This is a genomic window from Mycolicibacterium brisbanense, from assembly GCF_001570425.1.
In the GTDB taxonomy this organism is placed as follows: domain Bacteria; phylum Actinomycetota; class Actinomycetes; order Mycobacteriales; family Mycobacteriaceae; genus Mycobacterium; species Mycobacterium brisbanense.
Map to the genome: position 1 here is coordinate 49506 of NZ_BCSX01000011.1, position 14310 is coordinate 63815.

General features: G+C 64.4%; 13 protein-coding genes. 1 reads left to right on the forward strand and 12 read right to left on the reverse strand.

All coding sequences use genetic code 11. The features are described from left to right. Positions 1–5: 5 nt before the first annotated feature. The 7 genes from RMCB_RS04470 to RMCB_RS36800 all read right to left on the reverse strand — a co-directional run bounded on the left by RMCB_RS04470 (position 6) and on the right by RMCB_RS36800 (position 7164). On the reverse strand, positions 6–824 hold the full coding sequence (locus RMCB_RS04470; RefSeq protein ID WP_062827815.1) for a mycofactocin-coupled SDR family oxidoreductase: 819 nt from the start codon (positions 822–824) through the stop codon (positions 6–8). A 60-nt stretch (positions 825–884) separates the two neighbouring features. Next, the gene (locus RMCB_RS04475) at positions 885–2087 is read right to left on the reverse strand and encodes a Gfo/Idh/MocA family protein (RefSeq protein ID WP_063979578.1); all 1203 of its coding nucleotides are present in this window, start codon (positions 2085–2087) and stop codon (positions 885–887) included. 11 nt (positions 2088–2098) lie between these two features. Then, positions 2099–2965, reverse strand: coding sequence for a sugar phosphate isomerase/epimerase family protein (locus tag RMCB_RS04480; RefSeq protein WP_029370062.1), 867 nt, complete (start codon positions 2963–2965; stop codon positions 2099–2101). 81 nt (positions 2966–3046) lie between these two features. Continuing rightward, a complete protein-coding gene (locus RMCB_RS04485) occupies positions 3047–4096 on the reverse strand; it encodes a substrate-binding domain-containing protein (protein WP_165606249.1) in 1050 nt (349 codons plus the stop codon). 132 nt (positions 4097–4228) lie between these two features. Continuing rightward, complete coding sequence (locus RMCB_RS04490; protein ID WP_062827817.1) at positions 4229–5296, reverse strand: ABC transporter permease; 1068 nt, start codon at positions 5294–5296, stop codon at positions 4229–4231. Beyond that, positions 5293–6774: a sugar ABC transporter ATP-binding protein gene (locus RMCB_RS04495; RefSeq protein WP_062827818.1), complete on the reverse strand. Its 1482-nt coding sequence runs from the start codon at positions 6772–6774 to the stop codon at positions 5293–5295. Before RMCB_RS04495 ends, RMCB_RS04490 begins: the two co-directional genes overlap by 4 nt. 267 nt (positions 6775–7041) lie before the next feature. Further along, positions 7042–7164 carry a hypothetical protein gene (locus RMCB_RS36800; RefSeq protein WP_264028870.1) on the reverse strand — a complete coding sequence of 41 codons (123 nt, stop codon included), beginning with the start codon at positions 7162–7164 and terminating at the stop codon, positions 7042–7044. Between RMCB_RS36800 and RMCB_RS04500 the strand changes: the two genes are divergently transcribed. Continuing rightward, complete coding sequence (locus tag RMCB_RS04500) at positions 7106–8233, forward strand: ROK family protein (RefSeq protein WP_407662107.1); 1128 nt, start codon at positions 7106–7108, stop codon at positions 8231–8233. The two genes, RMCB_RS36800 and RMCB_RS04500, sit on opposite strands and share 59 nt — an antisense overlap. Before the next feature lie 60 nt (positions 8234–8293). Here RMCB_RS04500 and RMCB_RS04505 read toward each other — a convergent pair whose 3' ends face one another. From RMCB_RS04505 to RMCB_RS04525, 5 genes are read right to left on the reverse strand one after another with little or no spacing between them, the layout of a single operon-like run. Continuing rightward, positions 8294–9628, reverse strand: coding sequence for a phenylacetate--CoA ligase family protein (locus RMCB_RS04505; RefSeq protein ID WP_062827820.1), 1335 nt, complete (start codon positions 9626–9628; stop codon positions 8294–8296). After that, positions 9621–10235, reverse strand: a complete 615-nt coding sequence (locus tag RMCB_RS04510; protein ID WP_062827821.1) for a hypothetical protein — start codon at positions 10233–10235, stop codon at positions 9621–9623. The genes RMCB_RS04505 and RMCB_RS04510 overlap by 8 nt, the downstream gene beginning before the upstream one ends. Then, positions 10228–12090: a hypothetical protein gene (locus RMCB_RS04515; protein WP_062827822.1), complete on the reverse strand. Its 1863-nt coding sequence runs from the start codon at positions 12088–12090 to the stop codon at positions 10228–10230. The genes RMCB_RS04510 and RMCB_RS04515 overlap by 8 nt, the downstream gene beginning before the upstream one ends. Beyond that, positions 12087–12701, reverse strand: coding sequence for a hypothetical protein (locus RMCB_RS04520; protein WP_062827823.1), 615 nt, complete (start codon positions 12699–12701; stop codon positions 12087–12089). Before RMCB_RS04520 ends, RMCB_RS04515 begins: the two co-directional genes overlap by 4 nt. After that, entirely contained in the window at positions 12698–14266 is a 1569-nt protein-coding gene (locus RMCB_RS04525) for an AAA family ATPase (protein WP_062827824.1), read from the reverse strand. The genes RMCB_RS04520 and RMCB_RS04525 overlap by 4 nt, the downstream gene beginning before the upstream one ends. Positions 14267–14310 lie beyond the last annotated feature (44 nt).

Sequence of the window (14310 nt, forward strand, 5' to 3'; positions counted from 1 at the left end):
ATCGGCTACTTGCGGCTGTCGCCGGCGTCGACGTTGAACTCCAGACCGGTGACGTAGCGGGCTTCCTCGGAAAGCAACCACACGACAGCGGCGGTCGAGTCGCGAGGCTCGAGATCCACGGCCAACAACTGGCTGTCGCGGAACTGCTGGAGAAGCTCTTCCATGGTCTTGTCGGAGAAGTCCACCATGTGCTGTGTCATCTCCGTCTTGATGGCCGCAGGATGCAAACTGTTGCAACGAATTCCATCAGGTCCCAGTTCTTTGGCCAGGGCCATCGCGAGCGACCGGACGCCGATCTTCGCGGCTACGTAGTGGCTCAGATACCCGCATGCCTTGTGCGTTGCCACATTTGAGCTGACCAACACGAGGGAACCTCCCCGACCACGTTTGCGGACGTGCGGCACCGTCGCCTTCACCGTGTGGAAAACCCCGGTGAGGTTGATGTCGATCATCGTCTGCCAGTTCTCGAGCGGAATCTCCCACGTCGGGTAGAAGCCATCGGTGATCCCCGCATTGGCTACCACGAAGTCGATGCCACCAAGTCCCGTAGCCGCGTCATCGGCCGCCTCGGCCATTCCTGCGTAGTCCCGTACGTCGACTTCGTAGGCTTTGACCCGCGCGCCCTGCGCTTCGCACAGGCGCACTGTCTCTTTGAGGTCGTCGCTCGTTGCACACCGATACGGCGGGTTGGTCACCGTACCGGCGTTCCCGAGATCGAGCAGGGCCAGATCTGCCCCCTCCGCAGCCAGCCGGACGGCGTGGCTACGCCCCTGTCCGCGCCCGGCACCGGTGATGAATGCGACCTTTCCGTCGAACTGTCCCATAGGTATTTCCTCCGATTAACCGCTCGAATGTTCAGTGATGTGTCGGGCTGCCGGACAAGATCAGATCAGCTCCGGAACAACTCGTGATGATCCCACCCATTGCGGCTGCTTGGTGTCATCGAGTGGGAAGACCAACGGCTTTCTGTCGCTCAGAGCCCATTCAGGCAGATACAGCTTCTCGCCGCCCCGGCGAGCCGATTCGTGCGAAAGTATTCCCGCACAGGTGATATTGGCCGCGTAAACCGCATCGGGGAAGGCCGGCTCTTCGCCGAGGACAGCCTGGATCAGCCGATGGGCCAGATGGGGGTGAGACCCGCCGTGCCCGCCACCCTGCACGAACGAGCGGTGCTCGGTGTCGCCCTCGTCGGTGTACACACCGGCCGTAGTGAACTGCTGCACTTCGGGAGGGAGCCGTTCGGCGAAGTCGGGAATCGTGACCGAGGCCGGCTCCTCACCTAGGTACATGACGTGTGCCGCGCCCTCGGTCTGTGTCCACTCAAAGGACCGGATAGCACCGTAAACGTCGAAACTCTCGCGGTATTCGCGTGCGACCGCCCACAGGTGCCGCGTCACCTCCGCCCCGACGTCGGCTCCGAGGAACTTCAGGTGCGTCGATTCGATGGCGAACGGCGAGTCGTAATTGCTTCGCATGCTCTCGAACACCGAGCCCGAACCCAGGCATTGGACGTACTCGGCTTGGTAGCCGGCCAATCCCAGTGTGGGAGCGATGGCGTGCGTCGCGTTGTACATCGGCGGCATGCCATTCCAGTAGCTCGGCCACCCGGTCATGTCCTGGTGGTGTGACGAGCGCAGGAACTGCAGACGTCCGAATGCGCCGGTTTCGTAAAGGGCCTGCACGAAGAGGAATTCCCGGCTGTATAGCGTCGTCTCCATCATCATGTAGGTCAGCCCGGTGCGGGCCTGGGCGTCGACGATCCGTTTGCAATCCTCGACCGAGATCGCCATGGGGATGGTGCACCCGACATGCTTGCCGGCCTCGAGCGCGGCGACGACTTGATCCGCGTGGAGTTGCAGCGGGGTATTGATGTGGACGACGTCGATCAACGGGTCTGCCAGCATGTCGGCATAATCGTTGTAGCGCACGGCAACGCCGTAGCGATGGCCGATTTCATCTAGCTTGTGTTGTGTCCGTTGGCATATGGCGTACATCTCTGCCTGCGGATGGCGCTGGTAGATCGGAATGAACTCGGCGCCGAATTCGAGGCCGACAATTCCGATCCGAAGGGGCTCTGTGCGTCCCATTGGTCACCCCCTCAGAGCCGCGAGCCTGCTGCTGCGTGCTCGCGAAGCTTGCGCTCGACGAGGGGCCGCAGGTATTCGATCGACGTGCGTGCATCCTCGTCCGGCTCAATGCCGCGACGATGGAACCCGGTCTCCATCGTGAGGTACCCGTCGAATCCGGTTTCGATGAGCGCGTCGATCAACGATTCGAAGTCACCCACACCCGAGCCCGGAGGCAACCGATCACTGTCCGCGATATGGATGTGTTTGAGATCTGCGCCCATCTTGTACGCGTAGTCACTGATCACCTCTCGGCTGTACAGCACGTGGAACGTATCGAACATGAGCTTCACGTTGGGCCGGTCGACGTCCTGCATCAGTTCGATGGCGTCGTCGGCTGAGACGCACAGGTTGGTGTCATGCGATGTGGGCTCGATGACGAGGGTCACGCCGGTGTGTGCGATGGAATCAGCAACCTCGGTGAGCACTTCCCGACTCCACGCCCATGCTTGGCGTCGTGATGTCCCGAAGATGATCCAACCCGGCAGGTAGATGAGGGTTTTGCCACCCCATTCGGCAGTGAGTTCCGCGAGCTCCTTGTAGTGCTCGACGGTGGCGCGCCGCTCCTCGATGTACGGCGAAGCTGGATTGTTTCCCGGGCCGCCCGAGGGCGCAGGCAACATGCTCGACAACTGAATTCCATTTTCCTCCAATAGGTCACGCACCTGTGCGCGGCGTGCCTTCGACAAATGTGGGGGATAGGCGTGGGGTGCGGCAGCACCGATCTCGATGCCGTCATAGCCGAGTCGGGCCAGCCGTTTGATCGTGTCATCAAGCGTGTAGGCGGGGACCCACACGAAGAAGCTCGAGTACGCCCAGGTGTTGTACGAGATTTTCATGGTATTCCTACTTCCCGGCCCCAGCAGGGCCGATTTGTCGGTGTGAGAACTGAAATAAGTTGCGCGACAGTATGTTCGTCGCTACTGCGGGGGATTGGCGCGATAGTCATCGACGTTCTTGGTGTCGATGAGCGTCGAGTCCAAGACGATCCGCTTGTCGATCTGTTCCCCTGCGCAGAGTTTGGCGGCAGCGATCACCGACTCGTTGACAACGAGGGGGTAACCGACGGTGGCCGCGTATGTGCCCTGCTTGATCCTGTCCAGGGCACCGGACTCGCCGTCCACGCCGTACACCGCGATCTCGTTCTGCCGTCCCGCTTCGGTGATTGCCTGGATGGCGCCGAACGCCATCTGATCGTTGTGTGCGTAGACAGCGTCGATCTGGCCTGCCCCGAAGCGTTGGAGCAGATCCTCCATGACCTTGAGTCCGTGGGCGCGGTCGTAGTCGGCGCTCTGTGACGCGATGATGTGCACAGGGCTGCCCTCGATCGCCTTGCGGAATCCGTCGCCTCTGTCGATTGTGGGCGACGCCCCCAGACTTCCGGCGAGCTCCACGACGCGTGCGCCATCTGGGTGTGCGGCCACAACGGCAGCGCCCGCAACTCTTCCGGCTTCCGCATTGTCGGAGCCGATATAGGTATCGACATCGGTTTTGACATTACGGTCTGCTGCAACCACTTTGACGCCGGCAGCCTTTGCGCGACTGACAGCACCGGCCAGTGCGGAAGCATCCTGCGGTGACACGATCAGCACATCAATGCCCTGCGCGACCATATTGTCGATCTGGCCGGACTGCGTTGCTGCGTCGCCTTGGCCGTCTGAGACTGTCAGTGACATTCCGGGCAGGAACTTTCCGGCGAACTTCGGGATCTGCGTTGTGGACTTTGCTCCGTAGGGAAATGAAGCGCTGCTCCACGAAACGCCGACGCTGCACCTGATGCTGTCCGGAGCGGCCTTCAGTGTGAGCTGAGCGTGACACTTCTCGTTGCAGTACTTGCTCGGGACCAGTTCGTCCGGAATTGCTCCGGTGGTCGACTGCTCGGGGGCCCTGGCACAGCCGACGACCGCCATCAGCACGCTCAATGACGTCACAGCGGCGGTGATTGCAGTGGGATATCTGTGCACGCGCATCATTGCACCTTTTTCTTGGTTGCGACGAAGAGGTTCACGCGCGACCTGGTTCGACAGGCCGGCATGCAGCCGAGTGCTTGTTCCCACTCGACGACGGATGTGGAGGGAGAGGCGGCGAGCCGCGGGCTATGACTACGGTGAATTCGTCACCGCGCCAACGGTTTCGGCCGTATCCCTCGTTGGCGTGCCGAGAAAACGGTTGCCGGAGACCGCGCGCGGGTTGAGTTTGCGCCTGGTCGCTTTCACCGCGAGTAACACAGCGGCGACGATCACCGCGCCTTTGACGATTTGCTGGTCGAACGGGGAAATGCCCACCAGGTTCATCACATTGGAGAGAACCGCGAGCAGCACTGCGCCGAATACGGTGCCACCGGCGCCACCGACTCCGCCCATCAGGCTGGTGCCGCCGATGACAACAGCAGTGATCGCGTCGAGATTCGCCAGGCTTCCGGCGGTAGGGTCGCCCGTACCGATCCTCGACGCCGTCATCACCCCTGCGAGAGCCGCAGTCAGCCCGCTGATCGAGTAGGCGACCACCAACGTCCTAGTGGTACGCACTCCGGAGAGGCAGGCCGCCTCGATGCTCCCGCCGATGGCGTACAGGAATCGGCCAAAGGTCAGGTTTCGAAGAACGAAGATCCCGGTGATCGCCACTGCCACAAAGATGATCAGTGGCCCGGGGATGCCGAATACGCCGCCGCTACCCATCAACTGAAAGGTGAAGTCACTGTTGTTGAATTGTTGAGGACCGCCATCGGTGACACGAAGGGAGAGCCCGGTGATGGCGACCATGGTCGCCAGGGTCATGATGAACGGCTGGATCTTGAGCACTGCGACTCCGATGCCGTTGACCACACCCACGACGAGTCCCGCAGTCAGCGCGGCCGCGACAGCGGATCCGATCATCCACCCCGCGTTGACCAGCATGGCCATGGTGACACCGGATAAGGCCAGGATGGAGCCGACGGACAAGTCGATGCCCCCGGTGAGAATGACGAAGGTCATCCCGATCGCGATGACGCCCACGATCGCCGACTGTCGTCCGACGTTCAGCAGGTTGTTCGACTGGAAGAAGGCCGGCAACGTGACGACAAGTACCACGATGAACACCACGGCAAGAGCGATGACGATCCAGTTGGAGCGAATCGACCGCACGAGCGCATCACTGAAACCTGCACCCTTGGAATCTGTTTCGATCATGGCTTCATACCTCCAACTGCGAAATGCATGATTCGTTCCTCTGTAGCCTCGGCGTTGCTCAGCTCGGCGGCGATCGCACCGCGATGCATGACCAGCACCCGATGGCTCAATGCGATGACTTCTGGCAGTTCCGAGGAGATGACCAGTACTGCTAATCCCGACCGGCACAGGTCCGAGATCATCTCGTAGATCTCTTGTTTGGCACCGATGTCGATGCCACGGGTGGGCTCGTCGAGAATCAGCAGCTGCACGCCTGCTTGGAGCCACTTCGCGAGAACGACCTTTTGCTGGTTTCCACCAGACAGGGTCGCAACCGGCGCCCCGACATCGGAAACTTTGATGTGCAGGCGTCGCTTATAGTTGAGAGCCAGCGCGCGTTCTCGACCGGAAGTGCTGAATTTGGTGCCGGCCTTGGCGAACCAGGCGACCGGAATGTTCGCGGCTGTTGAAAGAGAAGTGAACAGTCCCTGTGATTTTCGTTCCTCGGGGACCAAGCCGATGCCTGCTTCGATCGCGGCCCGGGGATTCAGGGTGAGAGGCTTTCCGTTCATTCGCACAGTGCCGGCGTCCAGCGGATCTGCGCCGTAGATTGCCCGGGCGAGTTCGGTGCGTCCCGCTCCGCGTAGGCCTGCGATGCCGACGACCTCGCCGGCATGTACGCAGAACGAGATGTCCGACAGCACGCCCTGTCGTGATATCGAGTCGACGTCGAGGACCACATCGCCCGGCTCCGACCGGTTTTCGCCGGTCTTGTGGCGGAATTCGCGCCCCACCATCAGAGAGACGAGCTGGTCATGACTGGTCTGCGCGAGTGGGCCTTCCCCTGAAACGCGTCCGTCTTTCAGAACGAGGTAGCGGTCCGCAAGGCCGAAGACCTCATCGAGCCGGTGTGACACGAAGATGACGCTCACCCCCTTGCGTGCCAGGCCGCGGACCAGTTCGAGCAGGTGATCGACATCGGATCCACCCAGGACTGCGGTCGGTTCATCGAGAATGAGTATCCGGGCGTTGCGATGGAGCGCTTTTGCGATTTCCAGCATCTGCTTCTCGGCGATACTCAAGCTCGCCACGGTGGCCTCGACGGGAACGCCCAGGCCCAGCTCGGCGAGGAATTTCGCCGCCTCCTCCCGCACGTGGCGCCAGCGCACCCTGGCACGGTCTGGGAAGCTCGAGAACAGAAGATTCTCAGCGACGCTGAGCTGTGGAAAGAGGCTCAGCTCCTGGTAGACGGTCGCAATACCCAGGCGCTCGGCCGTCTTGGGCGAGTCGATGGTGACGACACGTCCATCGATCTCGATAGTGCCCGAGCTCGGCTGGTGTGCGCCGGACAGAATACGAATGAGTGTGGACTTGCCGGCTCCGTTTTCACCGACCAACGCCAGGATTTCACCCTCGTCGAGGTGAAAGCTGACGTCTTCCAGGGCTGGTATGCCGAGGAACTCTTTGGAAGCTGCCCGGACCTGAATTCGGGGTGCCATCGTTTCACCTCCCGCTGATTGGGGGCATCGGTTCCTTGCGTCGAACAGATGCGTGCTGAGTCCGTCTAGATGCGCGATCCGGTGTGTTCTACGTCCCAAACGCGCGGATCTGAGTCTAGATACGGCTCAATAGGCGGTAAAAGATGCCAGTTATATGAAGATCTCGACATAATTCGGGCATCAAAACCCCGTATCGTGTGGCGTTATGGGCTCTCTTTGGACCGAAGTGCAGCTTCTCAAGGCGGACCGCACGCTCGCGCCGGACGCTCATGCTGCCCGGAGCACGATCGCGCGCATGATCGCCGATTGCGGTGTGGCAAGCCGACGCGACATCGTCAAGTCGACGGGCCTGGCCCGTTCGACCATCGACACCCACCTTGAGGTGCTCATGGAAGCAGGCTTGGTCGATGATGCCGGTATGGGAGGCAGTCACACCCGGGGACGGCCCGCCCAGACCTTCCGCGTCAGCGCACGCCGCGGCGTCGTGCTCATCGCGGTGGTGGGTGTCGACGAAACATGGCTTGCCATAGCAACTTTGGACAAGAACGAGGTCGACCGCTGTCTCGTCCCGATGCCTGTGAGCGTCGGTCCACAGGAACTCCTCTCGCGGATTGCCGCGGAATTCGTCGCGCTGATGGAACGAAATGGGCGCTCACGGGGTGACGCACTGGCCATTTCCGTCGGCCTGCCCGGACCTGTCGACTCTCACTTGGGCCACGCAGTGCGGCCGCCCCTCATGCCCGGCTGGGACGGATTTGCGGTCTGCAACGCGATGGCCAAGGAGTTCTACTGCGATGTCGTCGTCGACAACGACGTCAACACCATGGCACTCGGCGAAGCACGCCTGCATGGCGGTGACAAGCTGCCCCTGTTGCTCGTGAGCATCGACAAGGGGGTTGGTGCAGGCTTCGTCAGTGAGAGTGGCCTGCTACTCCACGGAGCCGACGGAGCCGCCGCGGATATCGGTCACATGCGGACCAGGTCGACAAGTGATGTGTTGTGCAGATGCGGTAATCGCGGCTGTCTCGAGGCGGTCGCCTCGATCGATGCGATCGCTATGAAGGTCTCGGATGCCGCAGGCGTCAGTGTGGACGCCGAGGAAATGATCGAGTGGCTCAAAGACGGAGAGCCGACCACCGTGCATATCGTGCGCGAAGTCGCAAACCTGATCGGGCAGGTCGTCGCCGATCTGGTGAACTTCTGCAATCCCGCTCTGATCGTCCTCGAGGGCCGTATCACCCAATGCACCGAGGATGTGCTGTCGCAGGTTCGCAGCGTGGTCTATCAGCAAAGTCAACCGCTGGCCACCCGGAATCTGTCGATTGCGCACGGTCGGCTCGGCAGCGAATCAGGACTGGTGGGCGGCATGGTGAACGCAATAGAACAAGTGTTGTCGCCCAGGGGAATACAGTTTCACACACGTGCTCCCGAATCCGACCTCCTGCCTCTGGGGCTCTAGACCCGACGGTGTCACCGGGGCGTTCGGCGCCCTCGGCGTATTACGCGGGGGTATGACTCCTCATCGGCCGGAGTCGACGCGCGATGCCGTCGGCGAAGTAGCCGAGGCGTAGCGCCGCGGCTTGCCCGGCCCCAGCTCGGCCAGGGTCGCCACCCGGGTCACCTCGACCGGGCGTCCCAGCAACAGGGCCAGTGCGTCGGCGACCCGCTGGCGGTCACCGGATGCGATCACCGCCGAGATGTGGCCTGCCGCATCCTGTTCGACGCTCCACCCGCGGGCGCCGGCGGCCTGCAACTGCTGGGTGAGGTCGACGCAGGGCACCGCGTCGCCGGTCGCGGAGACGAAAACCGTTGCCTCCCTGCCTTCCAGGTCGGCCAGCGCCGGGCGGCCGCGGTGCGTGACCAGCCGTGCGTAGTCTCCCGTGCGATACCGCACCAGGGGCAGGAACTGGTTCTCGCCGCATGTCACGACGATCTCGCCCGCCAGCACCTCGACGTGCACGCGGCGCTCGGCGACGGTGAACGGGCCGCCGTCGTCGCTGACTGCGATGGGCCGGGTCTCGTGCAAGCCGTAGATGTCCAGCACCGGACAGTCGTAGGCAGCCTCAAGCGCACGCCGCAACGGCGCGGTCAACGTCATCGCCCCTGAGATCAATGCCAGCGGTCGCAGTGTCTGTGCGAGCTGTGGTTCGAGCAGCACCTCCAGTGCCGTGGGTGTCCCACTGATCACCTGCGGATCGGTATGCCGCAGAAATCCGTCGCGCTGCGTGCGCCCGCCCGCCCATGTGCCGGGATGCAGGTTGAGCCGGGCCATCATCGCCTCACCGAACCCTGGGAGCACCGATTTGTACGTGAATGCCTGACGCTGAAAAACGGTCTGCACCAACCCGAGCCGATGCCGGTCAGGTTCCCAGTGCGCGCCGACCAGACTGCGCAGCCAATGAAACCCGCGAGCCAGCTCGTCGGGGTCGTCGGGCATCACCAATGCCGCACCCGTGCTGCCCGAACTCGTACCGTGCAGCATGCGGCTCAGGTCGGCACCGGGAGGGACGAACGCCGCGATGTCCCCGGCCAGATCCTCGCGGCCGATCAGCGGGAAATCGGTCAGGTCGTCCAGCGGCCCGCTGTGGTGGCGGTAGGCCGGCAGCGTGCGGGCCAACGCGAGATGCTGCGGCAGCCAATCATCAAGGGGCAGTTGGTGAACAGCCGCCTGCTGCTGGTCGGGGCGCAACCGGTGTCCCGTGCGGTGACACCACGCCGGTGCCAGACGATGGTGTTCCAGCTCCGCCAACCGCTGCCGCCCGGTCGCGGACAGCCCGGGCCAGCGCTCTTCATCGGTCAGGGCCACCTGTCCGAACGGGACGTAGTCGTCGAGCCGCAGCGGATCGTCACTCACTGTTGTACCGTGCCGCAGCTTCTTTGGCCTGCGCGTCGGCCAGGCGGCGTTGCACGGCCATGCGGTGTTCGTGGTCAGCCAGGGCTTGCGCCAGCGCGCCTTCGCGCCGCACCGAATCACGCATCTCGAACAGGGACCGCGCCTGCGCGACGTCCTCTCCGTGCGGCAGCAGACCATCCCACAACAGGAACGTGCGCACCACCTCGTCGCGGCGCTCCGCATCGCTGAGCCAGCGGCCCGGGTCCACCAGCGGCGCCACCCGAAAAGCCAAGGCCAACAGGGCCCGTCCGGCCATGCGCTCGTCCAGCGGCACGCTGAACGGGCCGATCAGGTCCGCACTCGCGAACAGCCACAAACCGATCGCGGCACCCCGCCGGGCGGCCGGTGTGCCCCGCTCGGCGATGCGCTGAGCCGCCGCCGCACATCCGGTGTTGTTGAACACGTCGCACGCGAGGGCCACCACATCGACGGTGTCGGCGAGAAACGGCTGCGGCGTGCTGGCCAGCCGCGCGGCGACCTCGTCGACCGGCGGGCCGGGCCGCAGCCGCGACCATACCGCCTGCTCGTCCAACCCTTCGGCGAACCAGTTCGCCAATTGCTCAGCCATGCAACACCGTCCGGCGATACGCGGCGATGTGAGCGGCCAGCCGGGAGCAGACCGCGGGGGCGTCGGACATGGTGTCCAGGTAATCGACGGCATAACCGGCCTCGGCGGCCGGCCCGGCGATCGTGCGGGACCGGTCCTGCACCAGCAGTGTGGCGGTGTCGAGTTGGCGCCGCACAGCTGCCGCCACCCCGGCGTACTGCTCTTGTCCTTCGCCGAACAGCGATGCCAGGCCGTCATCGGACAACACCACCAGGTGCCGCAACTCGTCAGAGGGCCTGTCGCCGGGCGGGTACCGCTCGGCGAGCAGGTCGAGGGGAAACGAGGTGCCGCCGCTGAAGAACGTGGTCAGCCGGCGCATGATCTCCATCCGGTCGCGGGTGAACACGCTGTCGCCTGCCACCTGGCCCCGGCCCGACCACGACGTGACCCGCACCCGCCCACCGCCTTTGAGCACGGAAAGCACCAGGATCATGCCGGCGAGCACCGCGGGCGAGCCGCGTCCGGGCTTCGGCATCGAGCCCGACGAGTCGATGTACAGGTCCAGCGTGACGGCTTCGGTGGTGGGAGACGGGTCGTCGGGCAGATGCGTGCGCCGCCGCGTCGTCACCCCGGGCACCACCACCGGGTTCACGGCAAGCGTTGCCGGCCAGTCGATGTCGGCGACTTCGTCGTCGAGCTCCCACGTTTCCAGCGGGCCCGGGATGCTGACAGCGGTGGCGCCATGGCCTTGTTGCAGCAGCGGAGAAACCCACGGCCGGGCCTGCGCCTCGTACCAGGCGAGCATCACCGCGTTGGGGTCGGAGCCCGCGAACAGGGCCAAAGTCTCTGCGACACCGTATTGTTGGCCCGGCGCAGGATCCTGCATCGGGACGCCGACGGCGTCGGCCGCGGGGTGTACCGGGGTTTCGGTGAGCCGCGGATCGGCCAGCACCTCGGCGAGTTCGGCTGCGGTTGCGGGCGATCCGTCCACTTCCGCGCAGCCACCGCCGGACGGGTCGGCCTCACCCGAGGTCACGGATTCCAGTACCAGGTAGGGCACCAGCACCATGCCGAAGGTCAGCGCACCGCCCACCGGGTCGGCCCCGAACGTGCGGATCGCCTTGGCGAGGTATTCGGCATCGGCAACCGGTTGCACGGGCTGGCTGAGTAGCAGTTCGTCCTGCAGCGCCCGCACCCGCAGCGCTGCGGCCCGGTGGGCACGTTCCTTCTCCCGGAGATCCTCGCGGACCATCGAGACATCGAGCGTTGCTGGGTCGATCTGCTGGCGGGCTCGCGCCTCTTCCCGCGCTGCTTCCGGTACTACGGGAGGATCATTGGGGCACAACGTGTTCGACGGCAGCGACCACAGCAGCTCATAGGTTCGCATGAGCACCCACCAGAATGCGTTCGACACCGGGTCCCTGGCTGCGAGGGTGCGCCACAACGCGATCATGTCCGGCTCGGCACCAGGGTGGCGTCTGCGCTGCATCCGCACCACCCGATCGTTGATGAGCATGTCCGACCACAGGTTGGACAGCTTCTGCGCTGTCTTGTTGACGGGGATGGCCCGGCGTGGATCGCTCGCCACGATGGCCCGGGCCATCTGCTGCAGCAGCTTGAACGACACGATGCGGGTGCTGGGGGACAGCACGTGATGGCCGATCTCATGGGCGAAGACGCTGACCAGATGGCGTGCGGCGCCGTGGCGGGCCAGTTCATCGACGTCGATCGAGATCGACGGCGGGAAGGAGAACCACGCGAAGGTTCCGGTTGCACTGTCGCGCACCATGTTCGGTAGATGCAGCTGCACACCCCACAGCTCCAGTGCGGCCCGCCAGGCCACCAATTCGGTGTCGGTCGGTGCCCGGCCGGTCATGCCGGCCAGATCTCGGCCAGGTACGAGTTGGGACGCACCACCAGCTGTGCCGTCCGGGGTCCGTCGTCCACCGGGGTGCCCGTGAGTTCGGAGGACACCACGTGGCCGAACACATCGGCGTCGATCTGCTTGCGGTGACCGCCGACGCTGACCACCCACCGGCCTTGGCCGTACGGTGCCGGATCGGTGGGCGGATGGTCCCACATGCCGCCCAAGCCGGTGAAACCGCCGATCCGGGCGATCAACTGGCCCTGCGGGCGCAACGGCCAGTAGAACCGGTCGACCGCCTGCCCATTGGTGAAGGGTACGACCGCATCGACCGGCAGACCCAGCACCGAGGCCGCGACATCGATTGGCAGTAGCGGTAATCGGGCCAGGGCATCGGCGCGGATACCGAGCACCCCGCAGCGCCAGGCGGCGACTGCCGCGACGTTCACCATCGCGTCGGACGGCAACGAGATGCCTTGCAGCGCAGATCGGTAGCGGTGCGGGTCGCCGCCGAAGCGGGCGACGTTGACGGCCGACAGTGCGAGGTCGAGCCCCGGCACCGTCGGAAGCTCCGCCGCCGCGGGTACGTCGAGGTTCACCTGGTGGTAGGCGCGGGCTATCACCGGCCGCTCTCCAGCCAGTGCAGGTAGTTCGAATACCGTTGGTAGAGATACTTGAGTGCGACCAGATCATCGAAATCCCGGCCATATATTTTGCCGATACCCGAGATCGCCGAGATCCTGGCCTCGAGGGATGTGAGTCGCCGAGACACCTCGAGCGCGTCCACGCCGTCGAGGCCACGGCCGAACTGGGCGAGCAGTTCGGCGACCGGGTCTTCGTCATCGCGGGCCAGCGCGAGGTATTGCCGGCACGAGGCGTCGAACAGATCGATCAGCCAGCTCGCCGGGTCCGATGCCAGCTCGCGGTCCGAGCCGGTGTCGAACCTCGGATGCGCAGGGTTCGGTAACAGCTTGCCGCGCAAGGCGAACGGCACCATCGCCCGCACGTCCTCAAGTGTGACGGTGTCGTTGCCCCGGAACCAGGCCAATGCCTTGGCGTAGAGCACCAGGTTCTGCAGCGAGCGCACCGACACCCCGTTGACGGTCTGTGCGCCGAGATCGACCTGCAGATCGGCACCCGAGTTGGCGTCGATGATCTGCTCGACCTCAAGACCGGCGGTGGCCACCACGTCCTTGGTGCGGTATTCGAAACGGCGGCCGCCGTGCTGGACGAACTCGAAGTGGCTGACGAAGAACTCCAGACGGCGGCGCACCTCGGTGGGCACCGGGATCGCGCGGATCGCGTCGACCATGGCGGCCTGCTCGGCGGCGGTGAACACCAATTCGGCAGGCACGTTGTCCTCCGGGCGGTCGCCGGCCTCGACGCGGGTTACCAGCTCGTCGAGGAACCGGCTGTTGAATCCGAAGGCCTGCACCGTCACATCGATCCGGTCACGCAGCGCCTGGATCACCGGGAAGGTGCCACCACCACCGTCGTCGTTGGCGGTGAAAAACCAGCTCTGCACCCCGTTTTCGGGTGCGGTGACGTGCATCTGGTCGTGACTTTCGACATAGCCCTCGGCGACCATGGTCAGCAGTGCGGACTGCGTCTTGGTCGGAATCCGGTTGTACTCGTCGATGATCTTGACCGGAGCGGTGAGCCAGCTCTTCCAGGCGATGGTGATCTCGGCAAGGCTCGCGGCCTGCACCAGATCACGCGGCAGTGGAATCCCGACCAGGTCACCGACCGTCATCTGGGGTTGGCCCTGCTGGACGTGGCGGCGCACGTCGGCGGGCGCCGAGCCGGCCAGGACACCCATCAACACGGCAAGGGTGGTCTTGCCGCGGCCGGGGCCGCCGATCAGCAGGCACCTGCCGCCGACGGCGAAAGTCAGAAGGGGCACAAGGACATTGGATGAATAGGCCGGCTGTTTGGGCAGGCTCAGCGCGGCGCCGGCATCGCCGAGCGGATAGTTGACCGTGGTGTCCGAGCCGAATTCGACGTCGTAGAACGGGGAGATGACGGCCTTGTTGATCAGCCAGAAGTAGGCCCGGCGGAGCTTTTCGTCGAGCGTGACCGTCGCGGCGGCCTGCGGGGTGAACAGATCCGAGGCGGTGAGGCCGTCGGCAGGCGCGTGGTGCACGGGCAAGGTCGGCGATGTGGACACCGCGCTCCACCTGTTGGTCATCTGCCCCTCCCGTCGCGCCAATGCTAACCGTCCGCAGCCTGCCG